This is a genomic window from Klebsiella sp. MBT K-1 (assembly GCF_002556465.1).
In the GTDB taxonomy this organism is placed as follows: Bacteria; Pseudomonadota; Gammaproteobacteria; order Enterobacterales; family Enterobacteriaceae; genus Klebsiella; species Klebsiella grimontii.
The window spans coordinates 125390-142452 of sequence record NZ_PDEL01000002.1; the positions used below are offsets into that span (position 1 = coordinate 125390).

Here is a 17063-nt window from a genome sequence, read left to right on the forward strand (position 1 = left end):
CTTTTTTTGCTATTTATTTGCTATAAATGCACTTTGCGTAATTGATTATGGAGATTGGTGATGATTGTCAGAACCTGGCACGGCTGTGTTCCCGTGGCGTTTGGCGATGCGTTTGCGCTTCATCTGCAGGCGACAGGCGTGCAACATTCTCGGGACATCACCGGCAACGCGGGGGCGTTTGTCAGGCGGGAAACGCAGGGGGAGTGGGAACATTTTTTTCTGGCCACGTACTGGAATAATCTGGATGCCGTCATCGCCTTTGCCGGTGAAGACTATCACGTGGCGGTAACCTATGCGGATGATGAGCGGTATCAGCTGCTCTCCGACCCGTACGTTTTTCAGTTTGAGGTTGCTGACGTTGTGGCTATTTGAGTTGGCTTATGCATAAGGGTGTGCTTGAGGTTCAAAAATTAAGGCCCAAAGGGCCTTATAGGTTATTTCCTTCCCGCCAGCAAGCCAATCACCAGCCCGATGGCGCCGGCCGCCAGCAGCCCGGTTAGGGGATTTTCCCTGACGCGCTCAGAGACCTCTGAAACGGCATCCGAAGCCTGAGCGGCGTATTTCCGGGCCGCGCCTTTTAGCTGATGTTTCGGCGAATCAACCGCATCACCAAATTGCTGCTGGGCTTCCCCGGCAAATTCATTCACTTTATTACCGACTTTGTCGGCCAGATTCTGCGCGTCGTTTTCATAATCTTGTGATGACATGGGAGTCTCCTTTCGTTTGACTTATTTAAGTCTAGTGGCTGACAGGCGAAGTACCAATGCTCAGCCTGCGGTATAGCCCACTCCAGGAATTTTCTACAACGTTTGGGATATAAACCAGGCTGCTGTTTCGACCTCAGAAGCGCTAAGTTGATTGCGCAAAAACCTGGCCAGAATGAGTAGCAGCCCCATTATTTCAATTGATTAAGTTAATTCCTGGCGATAAGATCCGCAAACGCCGTTGCGGGAAAGGTGGCGATTCATAAATAAGAACTATTGATATTCACAATTCCTCTTTTTTCCTTCATCATTTGTCAGCTTTTGCTACTAATAATCAGCGCTTAGCGCAGCATAAGAAAGAAATTTTTTAACTCAAGGCCGGTATGAACTATAAGAATGTACTGAAGAACGCGATATGGCTTGCTCCCCTGGCGATCCTGAGTCTGCAAACGCCTGCGTGGGCCGCAGATGCCAGCAAAACGGCGACCTGTCGGACGGCGCCGCCAGCGGTGGACAAAGACGGTGTGCCGTTACCGCCCGTTGTGGGCAAAGAGGGCGCTCAGCCGGTCTCTGCTAAAGACAAGTCCGGCCACAGCGGCTCAACGGCCAACTGCCAGCCCAAGGCCATCGACAATTAATCATTGACCTCAACCCGGGAGGGACATGGTGCACCCGTTAATTAAGGTGATGCTGGTTGGAGGGAAGGGCGACGGCCTGATGGTTAGCGTTGCCGATAACGCGACGGAGGTTTCCGTGACCCCTGCGCAGTACGGTGCGAAATCCGGCCAGCCGCTGAGCTACAGGATCGTGTCGCAAACCATTGATGATGAATGCTATTTTTTTGGCGTTTTCAACGAGAGCCATGAGGATACGGACAAACTCAAACGCGTGGCGCTAACCCGCGGTATGAAAAAATTCTTCAGTTGAGCCGGTGCCGGGCGGCGATCTGTCGTCCGGTCGGATCATATTTCGTTTTTCTTGTGCCTCCGACACCGTAGCGCAAAACGCTTTTCTCAGTTTCGGGAATCTATGATTAACCATATCCGGATAAAAAATTTCAGATCGGTCAGGGATATTGAGCTGGAACTCGGGGCGCTGAATATCGTCTTTGGCCCCAACGGCTGCGGTAAATCCAATATCTACAAAGCCATCCACCTGTTAACCGCCTGCGCAGACGGGAAGTTCTCCGGCTATATCAGCGATGAGGGCGGTCTGGAAAATATCATGTGGTCCGGGCCGAGCGCGCCGACCGACCGCTTTCCGCGACGGTTGCAGATTGGCTGTCTGACCGATGAGTTTGACTACCAGCTGCAGGTGGGTTTTCCGGAAAAACTGCCTTATCCCACCCAGTTTCAGCTGGATCCGATCGTTAAAGAGGAGTCGATCTGGCTGGCGGGATTTTCCCGACGCCCGTCATCGCGCGTGCTGGAGCGTAAAAATCAGGCCGCGTTCCTGGTCGACGTCAACGGGGAGCGCAGCACCTTTACCGACGCGATTTACGAGAACGAATCGATTTTTGGCCAGTTGGGCGAGCCGCATCGCTTTCCGGAAGTCTCGCGGGTCAGGGAAACCATGCGCCGCTGGCGCTTTTATCACGAATTCAATATCGGCAGGCTCTCGCCGCTGCGCCATCCGACGGTCGGCTATCGCTCGCCGGTGCTCGACAGCGATGGACACAACCTCGCCGCCGCCTTTCAGACCATCGTGGAAATCGGCGCCGAAGAGCTGCTGCATGAGATCCTCGGCGAAGCCTTTCCGGAGTGTACCTTCTACTGTGAAAACGAAAACTCGCGTTTCTCGGTAAAGATGCGCCGCAACGGCGTCTGGCGGCCTTTACTGGCGGCGGAGATGTCCGACGGCACCCTGCGCTTCCTGTGCCTGGCGGTGGCGTTGTTGAGCCCGCGTCCTCCGGCATTTCTGGCCATTAACGAGCCGGAAAACAGCCTGCATCGCCAGATGTTTCCCGCGCTGGCCCGGCTCATTGTCGAAGCTTCGCGCTATAGCCAAATCTGGTTGACCAGCCACTCCGCCGAGCTGGCGGAGCTAATTTCGTCCATGGCGCAAGCACGACTTTACGGGCTGGAAAATCGCGACGGGGAAACGCGGATCGCCGACTAGCGGCACGGGCCTAATCCGGCCCGGAAACGAATCGCCGCCGGAGGCTTTCCGGCGGCCTGGTGTTATGCCGTGGCCGGCAGCAGCGTTTTGCTGCCTTTCAGGGTAAACAGCGAAATAACGGTAAAGCTCAGGGTGATACAGCCCAGGATCAGATAAGCCTGATGGAAGCCGACGGTATCATACATCCGTCCTACCCACGCCGAGAGCACCACGCCTGAAAGCTGTTTCGATAAATTAAAGCCGATCAGGAACAGCGTCGCCGAGAGTTTTGGGTTAAATGCCGAGGAGATATATTTAAAGGTGCCGACCAGCAGGAACGGGATCTCAAACATATGCAGCATTTTTAATATAATGACTTCCACCGCCGAGGTGGCGAAAGACGAGCCTAAAATTCGCACTGACATAATCAACCCGGCAATTAACAGGGCATTCTTGGCGCCAATTCGGTTAATAATCGCCGGCGCGCAGAACATGATCAGCGCATTGAGTAATTCCCCACCGGTGGTCACGAAGCCAAAGACTTCGGTGCCGCGCTGTGGGCTGGAGAAGAAGCCTTTAAAAAAGTTGGCGAACTGCTGGTCGAAAACGTCATAGACGCTGGCGACGCCAACCACGTAAATAATAAAGCCCCAGAAGCGCGGCATCCGCAAAAGCTCGGCGGCGGTACGCATTGAGAAGGCCTGACGGTTGGCGCCCAGGGCGTCAATAACCTCAGCGCTATTGCTGCTCTCCGGTTTTGAGACCCACAACAGCACGCCGAGGATCAGCGCGAAACCGGAGGCGATCCAGAAGGTAATATTGGGGTCGATACTAAACAAAATACCGGTGATGGAGGCGCACAGCGCCCAGCCGACGCAGCCTGAGACGCGCACTTTACCGTATTCAAAACGGTTGGCGCGGCTGACGCGTTCAATATAGGCTTCTACCGCCCCGGAGCCGCTGGAGAAAACGATCCCCAGATATACTCCGCCCACCAGCGCGCCCGCGATGATATTCATCTGCAGCAATGGCGAGAAAACAAAAATAAAGAAGGGGGCAAACAGGATTAATAAAATCGTAATCGTCCACAGCAGATGCTTGCGCAGGCCGAGCTTATCGGAAATCAGGCCAAATACCGGCTGGAAAATGATGGCGAATAGCGAAATGGAGGAGAAGACGATCCCCGTCTCGGTTTTGGTTAAATGGTTAACTTCCGCCAGCCACACCGGAAAAAAAGGAAAGTAGGCTGACATAATGAAATAGTAAAAGAAAAAGAACAGCATGAAATAAATAAAGTTATGCCGTTCTCGTGGCGCGAGTTCAGAGAGTTTCATTGTGAATATTCCATATTATTATGCCTGTCAGGTTGGGGGCTTTCGCCCCCGATTATTATTGGAAGTGAATCGTTAACTGATACTGCCATTGTCTTTCAAGCAGCAGCCACTGTTGCAGCACGCTGGGTGTCCAGGAGTCGTCGCCGCCGATGCCCATGTGTTGAGCATCGAGCGCAATCCAGACGCCTTTTTCTGGCTTCATCCGGTGCCAGTGGTCGGTCTCCATTAACTGCGCGGTGCTATAGGGCTGGACGGAGAAGTGGAAATCGCCCCCTACGTGCCAGCGCCCCCAGTCCAGCGCCTTGCTATCGCAGCGCAGGCCGTTTTCCGTCGGGAAAATGTAAGGGGTGGTCATCTCTTCCAGCGGCAGCTGCCAGCGGGAGAAACAGGCGCTGGTGCGGCGGTCCGGATAGTTCTCGTGCGGGCCGTAGCCCAGCCAGCTGACCGGCTGCTGCTGGTCGGGAACCTGGAACGTCAGCCCGATGCGCGGCAGCGGCGGCAGGGTGCCGGCGCGTTCGCCATCGACCGCCAGATGCAACTTGCCTTCGCTATCAAACGTCATCCGCCAGTGGCTGACAATCACCACTTCGTCGCCGCGCAGATAGTGCCAGCGGCTATCGATAACCACTTCATGGGCCAGACGCTGCGCGTCGCACGCTACGCAGTGGGCCCTGAGGCCGTACAGCCCGGCGCTTTTCCAGCGTTCGACCCAGGCGTTGGGGTCGATACGCTCCACTTCACTGACGCCAATATCGTTATCCAGCGGCGCGCGCACAAACTGATCGCGCAGCGGCGTCAGCAGCTGTTCCACGCCGTCCACCTGCCAGCGGGTTAACAGGCCGCTTTCCCGGTCGACCGTCCACTGCTGCGCGCCGCTGCGCACCGTCCAGGCGGCGTCGCTGCCGTCCAGCGCTGGCGCCGTGCCGGTAGGGGCAGGGCGACGCAGCGCCAGCGGGGCGGCGATCGGGAACTGCTGCCAGGCGACGCGATGCCCGGCGTCGGACCAGGCGGTGGCCTGCGGCTGGACGACCTCCAGCGTTAGCCATATCTCTTCGGCGCCGGCGGGCAGCGCCAGCGCCTCGCACAGCGTCAGCTCGCTCTGGCCTTCAGGACTAAGCTCAAGCTTCACTTGCCCCTCGGCAAAGGTTTCTCCGGCGGCCTGAACCTGCCAGCGCAGCTCTTCGTTATCGGTGGCGCGGAACAGATATTCGCTGCTGACGCCGATCCGCAGCGGGGATTGCGCGAGCAGGGCAAACTGGAAGTACTGCTGCGCGTGTTTGGCCTCAATTAATGAAGGGTGCGGGCGACGGTCGGGGAAAACCAGTCCGTTCATACAGAACTGGCGATCGTTCGGTTTATCGCCAAAATCACCGCCGTAGGCATAGCCAACGCTGCCGTCGTCGAAGGTTTTGCTGATGGCCTGATCCGCCCAGTCCCAGATAAACCCGCCCTGCAGGCGCGGATAGTCGCGAAAGGCCTGCCAGTAATCGGCAAAGTTGCCGAGGCTGTTGCCCATCGCGTGGGCGTATTCGCAGAGGATCAGCGGTCGCTGCTCGCCCGGCAGACTGATCCACTTTTTGATCCCCCATTTTGGCACCGTCGGAATCAGCTGGTCGCGTTCAACGCGGGCGTACATCGGGCAGATAATATCGGTGGTGGTGCTGTCGGCGCCGCCGCCTTCGTACTGCACCGGGCGGGAGGGGTCGTTGCGCTTCAGCCAGTGATACATCGCTTCATGGTTGCCGCCGCCGCCGGATTCATTTCCCAGCGACCAGATAATAATCGACGGGTGGTTGCGGTTGCTTTGCAGCATGCGGCTGACGCGGGCGCTGAAGGCCGGGAGCCAGGCCGGATCGTCGGAAAGACGATTCATCGGCACCATGCCGTGGGTTTCAATATTGGCTTCGTCAACGACGTACAGGCCATAGCGGTTGCACAGCTCATACCAGCGCGGAGCGTTTGGATAGTGCGAGCAGCGCACGGCGTTGAAGTTGTTCTGCTTCATCAGCAGAATATCCTGCACCATGTCCTCTTCGGTCACCACCTGGCCGCGCTGGTGGTGATGCTCGTGGCGGTTGACGCCGCGGATCAGCAGCGGTTTGCCGTTCAGCAGCAGCAGGCCGTTTTTGATTTCAACGCGGCGAAAGCCGATATCCCAGGCTTCCGCCTCGATCGTTTCATCGCCGCGCCACAGGGAGACGACTGCCCGATAGCAGTTTGGCGTTTCCGCGCTCCACAGCGCCGGTTTTTCTACCGGCAGACGAATCGCCGCGCGTTCGGCATAGTTGCCGCGCTCATCGATAATCGGCGAACCCGGCGGCTGGCGGTGGCTGGCGACCAGACGATCCTCATCCCACAGCTCAACCTTCACCGTCAGCTCTTCCAACTGCGCGACCGGCGCGGCAACGCTTACGTTCACCAGCAGTTCGGCATCGCGGTAAAGCGCATCGAGCTGCGGCGTGAGCTGAACGTCGCTGAGGTGCAGGGTCGGTTTGTTCAGCAGCCAGACCGAGCGAAAGATCCCGCTCATGCGCCACATGTCCTGATCTTCAAGCCAGGTTCCCGCGCTCCAGCGCATCACCATGACGCAGATGCGGTTATCGCCGGGCTGAAGGAATGGCGAGAGATCGAAGGCCGCGGGCAGGCGACTGTCCTGCGAGTAGCCGACCCATTCACCGTTGCACCACAGATGAAAAGCTGAATTAACGCCGTCGAAGATTATCTGCGTCTGGCCGTTGGCCTGCCAGTCCTCATCAACGCTGAACGTCAGCGAGTAGCAGCCGGTCGGGTTCTCCTCAGGCACGCGCGGCGGCGTAGTATCGATTGGATAGCGAACGTTGGTGTAGATTGGGGCGTCGTAGCCTTCCATCTGCCAGTTTGATGGCACCGGCGTACTGCGGCTGTCCGGCAGATCGTCTTCCAGCCAGCGGGCATCCACCGCAAACGGGCTGCGGGCCAGGGAAAACTGCCACTGGCCGTCAAGCCGGCGACGAGACGCCGAAGGCCGGTTTTCCCGCGCCGCGTCGGGATCGCGCCAGCTGGCGAACGTCGGGTGGGCCGGTAAACGGTTGAGATGAGTAATGGTCTGGTTTTGCCAGTCTTCGCGGACGAGAACCTGATGAAATGTCGCTCCTGTGGCGGAGATTGAGTCGTGTTGTTGCATACGCATACCTGACGGATAAGTGAGAAAAATGTCATTCGCTAGACAATGTAAATTTGTTATCAGTTATTTTCGTCAGGGCCGCAATAATGGCGAAAATGAAACCCACCGGCGATCACGAAAAGCTGGGAAAAGGGCTGATTTTTGTCGTCCTTTAAACATAAAATGTTAGCGAGCGACATTGAGGGTTCAAAATAGGGAAGGAGCGCGCTATGCAGCGTCGATCGGCAACGCTAGAAGATGTGGCCCGCGAGGCCGGGGTATCCCAGCAGACGGTCTCCCGGGTGCTGAATAATCCGGACGTGGTGTCTGAAAAAACCCGCGATAAAGTGATCCGCGCGATGCAGGCGCTGCGCTATGTGCCGAACCGTTCTGCGCAGCTGCTGGCGGGTAAATCCGCGCCGTCGATTGGGCTGATTACTGCCTCGCTAACGCTGCATGCGCCTTCGCAAATCGCCGCGGCGGTGAAAAGCTATGCGGGTTTGCATCAGCTTGAAGTTTCCATTGCGATGCCGGTGCAGATCGATTATCCGTCGCTGCAGGCCAGGCTCAATGAGTTTCGCGCCCAGCATATTCGCGGCGCGATTATCAGCCTGCCGCTGGAAAGCAGTCTCGCGGAGCGGCTGGTGGCGGAGAATCCCGATATTGCCTGTCTGTTTCTTGACGTCTCGCCGGAGGCCGACGTTTGCAGCGTGCGTTTCGATCACCGCGACGGCTGCGGCGCCTGCGTGCGTCATCTCTGGGACGCCGGGCACCGCGAGTTCGGCCTGCTCGCCGGGCCGGAAAGCTCGATCTCCGCGCGCATGCGCCTGAGCAGCTGGCGCGAGGCGCTGCACCGGCTGGGGGTCAGTAATGCGGTGACGGTATTTGGCGACTGGAGTGCCGCCAGTGGCTGGCACAAAACTTTTGAGCTGCTGCATCACCATCCGCGCATCAGCGCCATCGTGGTGGCTAACGATCAGATGGCGCTTGGTGTACTGAGCGCGCTGGCGCAGCTTAACCGCACCGGCAGCCAGGCTATCTCGGTCACCGGCTATGACGACACGGCGGATAGCCTCTATTTCCAGCCGCCGCTGACCACCGTCGCCCAGGATTTTAATGTTCTCGGGAAGCGGGCGGTAGAGCTGCTCATCCAGCTCATGGCCGCTCCGCAGATAAAAATTCGCGAGCTGCTGCCGACGCGCCTGATTATCCGTCATTCCACCTGGCCCTATGCGGGAGATGAGGAGAGGGAGAAAGGCGAGCTCATTGCGCAGCTCAAAGCGCTGGTGGAAAAGCTGTAAGCAACGGGCCGTTTAGCTTTCATTGATGTTGCGTGTGATAGCTTATTCAACAAACGTACTCAGGGGATTTATCCCCTGAACGTAAAAATGCAAAACACAATCTATCCATGCAAGCATTTATTCACCGCCAGTCACATGGCGGTTTTTTTTGGCCTTTTTTTGCCAACGGGAAATGACGTTATTTTATTTAATTCTGCTGGTTGCGCGTTAAATCGGCTGGGTAAAGCATAAATACGCTGTTTTGTCGCCCGCGTGTCAAAAAGTTTCCCGGGGCTATAGTTTCTGTCCCGGCATAAAATGCTGTAGCGCATGAAGCGACAGAATGCTCTTCTTTTAGCACCATTCGGCTATGCTGAAAGCCAATAGCGGCGAGTAAAGGCAAGGTCATGATGATATTAAAAGGAAAAGAGCACGTTGACTCGGTTGACTGGCAGACGGTGGCGGAGACCATCGCCGCCGCAGGGCTTAATCAGCGGGACGTTGCGCTGGTTGAACGCGCGTTTCGTCATAGTACCTTTTGCTGGTTCGGCTATGAAAACGGTCAGCTCATTGCCGTTGCCCGGGCAATTAGCGACCTGACCTGGTGCAGCTATCTGGCGGATGTCGCGGTGCACCCGCGCTGCCAGGGTAAGGGATACGGCCAGCAACTGATGCGGGCGGTCAGCGATGAGCTGCGGCCGTACGGCAAAACCTTTATCTACTCGGTGGTGGATAAAATAGATTTCTATCGCCGCTTCGGTTTTGAATTGCTGGCGACGGGCATGGTTTGCGCCAGCGAAGAGACGATAGCGCGTATGCGGGAACAGGGATTTGTTGGCTAGCAAATACCGCTTAAAAAAATGCATATACCAAACCTGAGTCGGCTATAGCCGGCCCAGTTAATGATGACAGATAGCCTGGGTTAAAAGGGTAAACTGTGTTACACAGTCTCATTCTCCTGGCAAACATCTGGATGGGATTATGCTGACCACTCTGATTTACAGAAGTCAGATGCATTTAACACAAGAAACCGATCTCATACTGCTGGTTGAAAAAGCGAATGCTGAGAACGCAGCACGCGGGATTACGGGCATACTTCTTTTAAAAGATAATGTTTACCTTCAGATACTTGAGGGCGATGAGTGCGTGCTTGAGCAGCTATTCAGCAAGATCAAGCAAGACGAACGCCACTCTCAGGTTGTCGAGCTGATGCGTGATTACGCGCCGCGCCGGCGCTTTGAAAACGTAGGGATGATGTTTTTTGACCTGAATAAACTGCAAACCGCTGACGTCCTGAGAAAGGTGCGTCAGCTTAGCCAGCTGAAAGGTTATCTTTCCACCGAAGAGCGCGTTTATAAATTTATCCATACTTTTATCAGTCAAAAAAGCGTTGCCGCGCCGTCACCCTTTTTACGGCCTGACCAATGGTCGCTTCATTTGCGTAAACATACATTTCATGTGCCGCAAGAATCGTTTTTTGCCGGTCAATGCTGTCAGTTTGCTTTCCAGCCCATTATCGAACCGTTGGCCGGGAATATCACTTCGCTTGAAGCGCTTATTCGTGATAAAGAGGGCGGCAGTCCTGCTAATTTCTTTGCCTCGATTCCGCAAGAGCAACGTTATGAAGTTGATCTCAAAGCGAAATCAGTTGCCTTTGCCCTGGCGAAAGAAATCAATATTGGCGACCATAAAATATCCATTAATATCCTTCCGATGTCGCTGGTTGTTATTCCTGACGCCATTGAATACCTGTTGCAGGAAATAAAAAAACAGGGGCTGGTACCCGAACAGGTGATCGTGGAGGTGACGGAAGATGAAATGATCTCCGGTTTTAGCCAGTTCAGCAGCGCGATAAAAAAACTGCGCGTCTCTGGTATGGGGCTGGCAATTGATGATTTTGGCGCCGGTTATGCTGGACTCTCGTTGTTGACAAAAATTCAGCCTGATAAAGTTAAAATCGATCGCGAGATTATTACCGACATCCATCAGAGCGGCCCTAAACAGGCGGTGGTAAGATCGATCATCAACTGCTGCCGTGAACTTGAGATTGCCGTGGTTGCTGAAGGCATAGAGCGGATAGAGGAGTGGTGCTGGCTCGAATCTGCGGGTATCAAACGTTTCCAGGGCTTTTTATTTGCCATGCCGAAAGTCAACGGCGTCGGTGACATACGCTGGCCTGTGAAAAAAAGTGAAGTCTGATATGCCTTAATATACTGAGCGGTTTGCCTCCAGCAGCAGCGCAGGCGAGTAGAAATGGAGTATTCAACCTGGATCATCCCTGTTTTCTGAAGCTGAACGGTATTTGCTGAACCGGCCAAGCGTTGATGATGGCCGGTAAGCTCATGCCTAACTGCAAGCTATGCCTATTCTCAATCTATAACAAACTGACCTTTGTTAATCATCGAGCCCGTCATGACTGATTTCATCTTCGTGGGTGTTTATCAACTGCGTGAGCGCTATTTGTTCCTGAAACTTGGTCAGAAGCAGTTCTGCGTCCGTCTTCAGAACGTCTTCAGATGATTCCAGTACTGAATTTATCGCTTTCGTTACGCTGCTAACTAATTCCGCGACGCCGCCTTCCTTGCCAATAGCAAGCATCAGAGCGCTAATGAGCAAAGACTGCGCCTCGACCTGGGCAGCAAGCTGCTTACTTTCGGCATCCATGGCAGAAATTTTAGCAATTATGCTGAGAATGACATTATTCATTGTATCCCTCAAATCAATCAATTAGAGCGGGTTGTTGATGGCTATATTCGACGTTGACAGTCCGAAATAACCATAGAACATAAATATGCCAGAAAAAATATCAGTAGCGATAGTCAGGTTTTAGACATCACCAAAATAAAGCATGAAAACGCGCCGCTCCCTCTTCCATTTTTCCTCCAGCGATCGCGCCCGACAGCGCGCAAGAGAGCATGAAGAGAGCGGTTGTTGACAAGAAAGACGGCAGACTTGAAGTTGTGTTAAGCCCGGCCGACCTCTGATGTTTCTTGGTTCAGCATCAACGCGTAGCGGGCGAAGCGGAAAATTTTAGGATGTTTGGCCGGGAGGATAAACGCGTTTGCAAGAGCGGCTATCTCTGTCCATCAAGCTGCGGCATGGTCTGACGCCCGACCATGAATATGGCTCATGTTGTAATGAAATTAACTCGCTTTTACTCATCTAATGACTCTGGCATAACATGCTGTATTCGATATAGATAATATGAAGATGAAGACCGCTTATGGAAGCGTGCGCCAGCCTGCAACCATCAGAAAGGACTGCGGTTTTTCTCTCAGAACTTAGGATGCACATCTGCGATGAATCAACAATTTACCTATACTATTAAACGCACTTTGTTTGATGAAAACTATAACCCCTCTGAAAATACGCGTATTACAACCAACTTTGCTAATTTAGCCAGAGGGGAAAATCGCCGGGAGAATCTGCGCAACACGTTAGCCATGATAAACAACCGTTTCAACAACCTGGCGCATTGGGATAATCCCAAAGGCGATCGCTACGCGGTTGAGCTGGAAATTATTTCAGCCGAAATGAAGATCAACGCCACCGGCGATACTTTTCCGGTGATTGAAATATTGCAAACCGGCATTATTGACAAAAAGACGGATAAACGCATTGACGGTATTGTCGGCAATAATTTCTCCTCGTACGTTCGCGATTACGACTTTAGCGTAGTGTTGTTAGAACATAATAAAGGGCGAGCAGGTTTTAGCATTCCCGAGGGGTTTGGCGATTTACACGGCAATATATTTAAAGATTTCGTCAATTCAGCGCAGTACAAGGCCAATTTCAAAAAAACACCGGTCATCTGCCTTAGCGTCTCCAGCAAAGACACCTATCACCAGACCGGAAATCAACACCCGGTGTTGGGCCTCGAATACCGGCCTACCGCCTCATCGTTGACTGAGCAATATTTTGGCAAAATGGGCCTGCAGGTTCGTTATTTTATGCCGAAAAACAGCGTCGCGCCTCTGGCATTTTATTTTTCGGGGGATTTGCTGAGCGATTATACGAGTCTTGAGCTGATTAGCACCATCAGCACGATGGAGACTTTCCAGAAGATATACCGCCCGGAGATTTACAATGCGAACTCTGCTGCAGGACTCTGCTACCAGCCCGATCTGCATCATCAGGACCATTCGTTAACAAAAATTGTTTACGACCGTGAAGAGCGCAGCCAGCTGGCGGTAGAGCAGGGGAAGTATACCGAAGAGCATTTTATTAAACCGTATAAAAATATTCTGCAGCAATGGTCTGCTCATTACGCTCTTTAAGACATCGCATAGATAAGGTTATCGATAATGAAAAAATTATTACCAACTTCAACGGCTGGCAGCTTACCGAAACCCTCCTGGCTTGCTGAGCCGGAGAAACTGTGGTCTGCCTGGAAATTACACGATCAGGAATTAATCGACGGCAAAAAAGATGCGCTGAGTTTGTCCTTATTCGACCAACTGCGCGCCGGTATCGATATCGTCAGCGATGGCGAGCAAACGCGTCAGCATTTTGTCACCACGTTTATCGAGCATCTCAGCGGCGTTGATTTTGAAAAACGCGAAGTCGTTAAAATCCGCAATCGCTACGACGCGAGCGTACCAACCGTGGTAGGGGCCGTTGAGCGACAAAAACCGGTATTCGTTGAAGATGCGCGTTTTTTGCGTCAGCTGACCAAACAACCGATTAAATGGGCGCTGCCGGGTCCCATGACCATGATTGATACGCTTTATGACGCTCATTATAAAAGCCGCGAAAAACTGGCCTGGGAATTTGCGAAGATACTTAACCAGGAAGCCAAAGAGCTGGAGGCCGCCGGCGTCGACATTATTCAGTTTGATGAGCCAGCCTTTAATGTGTTTTTTGATGAGGTCAATGATTGGGGCATCGCGGCGTTAGAAAGAGCGATCGAAGGGCTTAAATGCGAAACCGCGGTCCATATCTGCTATGGATACGGCATCAAGGCCAATACCGACTGGAAAAAAACGTTGGGAACCGAGTGGCGCCAATATGAAGAAGCGTTCCCTAAGCTGCAAACATCCAACATCGATATTATCTCACTGGAGTGCCATAACTCGCGGGTGCCTATGGATCTGCTCGAGCTGATTCGCGGTAAAAAAGTCATGGTTGGAGCCATAGATGTGGCAACCAATACCATTGAAACACCGGAAGAGGTGGCCGCGACTTTACGCAAAGCGCTCCAGTTTGTGGAAGCTGATAAACTCTATCCGTCAACCAACTGCGGCATGGCGCCGTTATCTCGCCGGGTTGCTGCAGGTAAACTGCAGGCGTTAAGCGCCGGGGCGGAGATTATCCGCAGGGAGCTCCAGGGAAAATAGCCCGCTGGCAAAGGGCAGGAAAGCATCGCCGTTGCTGGCAGATGTCCAGCGAATGCAACAGCGGCAGCGGCGCTGCTGCTGGCTCTGCTTTAATATCTCACGGAGCGGTTATCGGCAGGGAAATACTCATACGCAGCGTCGCTAGTTACTTAAAATATTTATCCAGTGGATCGTAATGGCGGTATTTTCTAAAGAAAAACAGCCAGTAGATAAAGCCCAGAATAGCGCCCAGCCCGGCAAACTGCAGATAAAGCGTTTTACGCCGGACAAGCAGGTCGACAAATGAATACGCGCTTTTCCACATATCAATAATGCCACCGTTTATCACCAGATCTGTAAACAGCGCAAGCGCCGGCAGGGCAACGGCGTACGCGGCCATAAGGTATAAAAGGGCCGCAATCCTCATTTTGGTATTGATGTGCATGTGCCGTTCCTTGTCCGTGTTTTTAAAGCATAACATAGCTTATCAAGAACCAGCCTGCGATCGGCATTAGCCGATGCGGACACGATCGTTGGCTCCGAAAGGACCATTTGGATATGAAATCCAGATGGTCCTTACTGCCTGCTGCTAGTGATTATGATCTCTGAGAAACACGGTTAATACATCCTTAGGCGGGGTCACGCCACATTCAGAAAGCAACCAACCGACAGCGCCGCGATGATACGTACCATGAAAAAGTACATGATTGAGCATATCCAGTGCTTTCATTTCACCCTTCCCGCCATCGACAAAGCGGAATTCTATACTATGCGAAAAATCAACGGCGCTCATGGTGCTCACATATTGAATATTCCAGTCTGTACATTCGGTCATCTTTGACAAAAGTTCATCAGCAGACGGTGTCTCTGGCGTATTAAGCGCTGTGTAACCGTGTTTTTGCCCGCTAATATTAGCCCTGAAAATCATATCCACCACATAAATATGATTCATGAGCCTGAGCATAAGATGGTGTTTATGGGCATAAACCGAGGTATCAACACGTTTTATTGCTTGTAACGTTTCTGCGTCTATCCATTGCTTATACTTAAAAAACGTAACTACCTGATCCGCACCCATATATCGCCTCCGTTTTACATTAAACCATCATATCAGCAACATATGCAGAGGGAAATCTTCTCATCCTGACAGGCAGCGCCCTGCAGTAGAAATTATGTCATTCCTTTGAATCAGCCTGTCGTTTTTCCTGCGAATGCAATACGGCTGCTTTTTGTCACCTCGTTTTTTCATTCAAACTCGCTATCAACAAATAAAGATAACCCAACCATGTGCCCTGGCGGCGTGAAAAATCCGCTGCTTGTCGCATGCATAAGATCTATCGAGCAATATTTTGTATTTAAGGTGAAGGTTAATTTCACATCATGGAGGCTGAATTTTCGGCGCAAATATCGAATAAATGTGAAAATCAAATGGACATCAGATTACAAATCATTACATTTGATTTCACAACATTTCAGAAAACGGAGTTTTTGATGTCGTGTGTGTCATTTCCCAGGTATGGGATTCTGCTGGGCAGCCTCACTGCAACAGCCCTCCCGGCAGCGCCCCTGAGTCCTGCGGACCAGAATGCCATTGAGCAACAACAAAAGGCATTGCTGGAACAGACGCAACAGCAGCGCGATATGCTCCGCCATTCCACATCCGCGCCCTCTCTCCCGGAAGCCCCCCCTTCAGAACCAGACGGTCAGTGTTTTCAGCTCCGGTATATCCGGCTGGAGAACGTCACAGTGCTCCCGCGCTCTGCCGTGCGAAAACTGACGACCATCCCGGAACAGGGCTGTATGACGCTCCCGGATATCCGGGAGCGGGTGCGGGATGTCACCCAGGACTACCTTTCCCGGGGATTCATCACTTCACGCGCCTGGCTACCGGAACAGGATATTTCCGGAGGAACGCTGGTCATTGCCGTCACAGAAGGGAAGGTGGAAACCGTCACACTTGAGGGGCATGAGGAAAATGCCATCAGGATGGCTTTTCCCCGGACGGAGGGCCGGGTACTCAATCTCCGGGATACTGAACAAGGTCTGGAGCAGCTTAACCGTCTGAACTCACGTCCACTGACCGTGGATATTCTGCCGGGGAGCCGGGAAGGGTTTTCCCGGATAGTGCTGGTACCGGTCAGCCAGCGTTTTCCCGTCAGTCTTGATGTGGGCGCAGATAACAGCGGGCAGAAAAGTACCGGCAGCGGACAGCTGAATGCCCGTCTGACAGCAGACAATCCGCTGAGCCTGGCGGACCAGTGGACGCTGGCCGCAGGCAGGGACAGTGAGTTTCACCATGACAGACGCAGCCGTAATATTCAGGCCGGCGTTTCGGTTCCTTACGGGTACTGGTTGTTCAGCGCGCAATATGCGTGGTCCGATTTTTATCAGACGCTTTCTGTTAGTGGAGCCCCGCAGCGCTGGCGCTATGAAGGCACCGTGCAGTCACAGCGGCTGGCCGCCAGCCGGACGCTACTGCGTGACGGTAAGCAACGTCTGGCGCTGGATGTCGCCTTATCCCGCCGGAAAACCGAAAACCGGCTGGGCGGCGTACGTCTTGACGTCAGCAGCCCGACGCTCAGCAGCGTGACTGCCGGACTGAGCTACAGCCGGAGTATCGGTGGAGGCTATCTCACGCTGGGTCCGTCCCTTTCTCACGGCGTCCCGTTCGCCGGCGCGACACGGGATGACCCGGCGCATCCCGGCCTGCCCCGCAGCGAATTCCGGCGCTTCAGCGTTAGCGCAAGCTGGTTTTACCCCATGACATCCTCTGTGTACTGGCTGACCTCAGCCTGGGGGCAGACCACGCCTGACAGACTTTATGCCAGTGAGCAACTGTCCGTCGGAGGGCAGTATTCGGTCAGGGGGTTTAAAGAGCAGTATCTCAGCGGTAACCGCGGCAGCTACTGGCGCAATGAACTGACATGGCAATGGATGACGGTGCCGGGCGTGGGGGCATTCTCAGCAACGGGTGCACTGGATACCGGGCATGTCATGCGCCAGGAAGGGATAACCGACGGCGGAACGCTGACAGGGGCTTCCGTCGGACTGGAGCTGGCTGGCCGCTGGTTCAGCCAGTCCCTGACGCTGGGGGTGCCGCTGTCGTACCCCGACAGACTCACTCCGGATAAACACGTGGTTTACTGGCAGGCCACCGTTTCACTTTAACTGCCGGCACACAGCAGGGGCTA

16 protein-coding genes are annotated in these 17063 nt (G+C 53.7%); 10 read left to right on the forward strand and 6 right to left on the reverse strand.

The features are described from left to right. Positions 1-60: 60 nt before the first annotated feature. Positions 61-372, forward strand: a complete 312-nt coding sequence (locus CMQ96_RS03080; RefSeq protein ID WP_049089008.1) for a hypothetical protein — start codon at positions 61-63, stop codon at positions 370-372. 62 nt (positions 373-434) lie between these two features. Here the strand turns inward: CMQ96_RS03080 and CMQ96_RS03085 are convergent, their stop codons facing one another. Beyond that, complete coding sequence (locus CMQ96_RS03085; protein ID WP_004136268.1) at positions 435-707, reverse strand: YqjD family protein; 273 nt, start codon at positions 705-707, stop codon at positions 435-437. A gap of 380 nt (positions 708-1087) precedes the next feature. Between CMQ96_RS03085 and CMQ96_RS03090 the strand changes: the two genes are divergently transcribed. From CMQ96_RS03090 to CMQ96_RS03100, 3 genes are all read left to right on the forward strand, one after another. Beyond that, positions 1088-1342, forward strand: a complete 255-nt coding sequence (locus CMQ96_RS03090; protein WP_004136271.1) for a hypothetical protein — start codon at positions 1088-1090, stop codon at positions 1340-1342. 28 nt (positions 1343-1370) lie between these two features. Further along, a complete protein-coding gene (locus CMQ96_RS03095; protein ID WP_004136273.1) occupies positions 1371-1631 on the forward strand; it encodes a hypothetical protein in 261 nt (86 codons plus the stop codon). A 102-nt stretch (positions 1632-1733) separates the two neighbouring features. Continuing rightward, positions 1734-2822, forward strand: a complete 1089-nt coding sequence (locus CMQ96_RS03100) for an AAA family ATPase (protein ID WP_004119778.1) — start codon at positions 1734-1736, stop codon at positions 2820-2822. Positions 2823-2884: 62 nt separating this feature from the next. Here the strand turns inward: CMQ96_RS03100 and CMQ96_RS03105 are convergent, their stop codons facing one another. After that, positions 2885-4135 (reverse strand): MFS transporter, encoded by a 1251-nt coding sequence (locus tag CMQ96_RS03105; RefSeq protein ID WP_004119781.1) that lies wholly within the window; start codon positions 4133-4135, stop codon positions 2885-2887. A 55-nt stretch (positions 4136-4190) separates the two neighbouring features. Beyond that, positions 4191-7298: a beta-galactosidase gene (locus tag CMQ96_RS03110; protein WP_098065861.1), complete on the reverse strand. Its 3108-nt coding sequence runs from the start codon at positions 7296-7298 to the stop codon at positions 4191-4193. Positions 7299-7507: 209 nt separating this feature from the next. Between CMQ96_RS03110 and CMQ96_RS03115 the strand changes: the two genes are divergently transcribed. From CMQ96_RS03115 to CMQ96_RS03125, 3 genes are all read left to right on the forward strand, one after another. Then, positions 7508-8578 carry a LacI family DNA-binding transcriptional regulator gene (locus CMQ96_RS03115; protein ID WP_049131964.1) on the forward strand — a complete coding sequence of 357 codons (1071 nt, stop codon included), beginning with the start codon at positions 7508-7510 and terminating at the stop codon, positions 8576-8578. A 386-nt stretch (positions 8579-8964) separates the two neighbouring features. After that, entirely contained in the window at positions 8965-9399 is a 435-nt protein-coding gene (locus CMQ96_RS03120; RefSeq protein ID WP_004119786.1) for a GNAT family N-acetyltransferase, read from the forward strand. Between the two features lie 139 nt (positions 9400-9538). Further along, on the forward strand, positions 9539-10756 hold the full coding sequence (locus CMQ96_RS03125; protein ID WP_098065863.1) for a diguanylate phosphodiesterase: 1218 nt from the start codon (positions 9539-9541) through the stop codon (positions 10754-10756). Positions 10757-10951: 195 nt separating this feature from the next. Here the strand turns inward: CMQ96_RS03125 and iraP are convergent, their stop codons facing one another. Next, entirely contained in the window at positions 10952-11263 is a 312-nt protein-coding gene (iraP, locus tag CMQ96_RS03130; RefSeq protein ID WP_004136287.1) for an anti-adapter protein IraP, read from the reverse strand. Between the two features lie 593 nt (positions 11264-11856). Between iraP and CMQ96_RS03135 the strand changes: the two genes are divergently transcribed. Together CMQ96_RS03135 and CMQ96_RS03140 are read left to right on the forward strand one after the other, a co-directional pair. Beyond that, positions 11857-12834, forward strand: a complete 978-nt coding sequence (locus CMQ96_RS03135; protein WP_024358047.1) for a DUF1852 domain-containing protein — start codon at positions 11857-11859, stop codon at positions 12832-12834. A gap of 27 nt (positions 12835-12861) precedes the next feature. Beyond that, positions 12862-13893: a methionine synthase gene (locus CMQ96_RS03140; RefSeq protein WP_004136288.1), complete on the forward strand. Its 1032-nt coding sequence runs from the start codon at positions 12862-12864 to the stop codon at positions 13891-13893. Between the two features lie 145 nt (positions 13894-14038). Here the strand turns inward: CMQ96_RS03140 and CMQ96_RS03145 are convergent, their stop codons facing one another. Next, on the reverse strand, positions 14039-14317 hold the full coding sequence (locus tag CMQ96_RS03145) for a hypothetical protein (protein WP_004136290.1): 279 nt from the start codon (positions 14315-14317) through the stop codon (positions 14039-14041). Positions 14318-14461: 144 nt separating this feature from the next. Continuing rightward, complete coding sequence (locus CMQ96_RS03150; protein ID WP_098065865.1) at positions 14462-14950, reverse strand: DinB family protein; 489 nt, start codon at positions 14948-14950, stop codon at positions 14462-14464. 413 nt (positions 14951-15363) lie between these two features. On the opposite strand from CMQ96_RS03150, the gene CMQ96_RS03155 reads away from it, so the two are divergent. Further along, positions 15364-17040: a ShlB/FhaC/HecB family hemolysin secretion/activation protein gene (locus CMQ96_RS03155; RefSeq protein WP_098065867.1), complete on the forward strand. Its 1677-nt coding sequence runs from the start codon at positions 15364-15366 to the stop codon at positions 17038-17040. Positions 17041-17063: the final 23 nt, after the last annotated feature.